General features: G+C 59.7%; 1 protein-coding gene. It reads left to right on the top strand.

Features of this window, described 5'->3' with window-relative positions; all coding sequences use genetic code 11:
• Window positions 1–231, top strand: a 231-nt coding sequence (locus tag MTCD1_RS20480; protein ID WP_235013428.1) for a CBS domain-containing protein, incomplete at both ends; no start/stop codon positions are given.

A 231-nucleotide genomic window follows, 5' to 3' on the forward strand; every position in this document is an offset into this window, starting at 1 on the left:
CCGTTTGCCACCGACCTGTTTGCGCGCAAGCCCATCAGCCGCTTGATGAGCGATGACTTCCTGGCCGTGGAGCTGAGCCAGGCGTTGCAACAGGTCAGCCGCCTGCTGACCAGCCGGGCGCGGCAACGGATCGAAGAAGATTTCATCATCACCCAGAACGGCAACTACCTGGGGTTGGGCCGAGTGATCGACGTGCTCAAGTTGATTACCGAGCTGAAAATCCAACAGGCG

This window comes from Colwellia marinimaniae (assembly GCF_002207865.1).
Lineage (GTDB): Bacteria > Pseudomonadota > Gammaproteobacteria > Enterobacterales > Alteromonadaceae > Colwellia > Colwellia marinimaniae.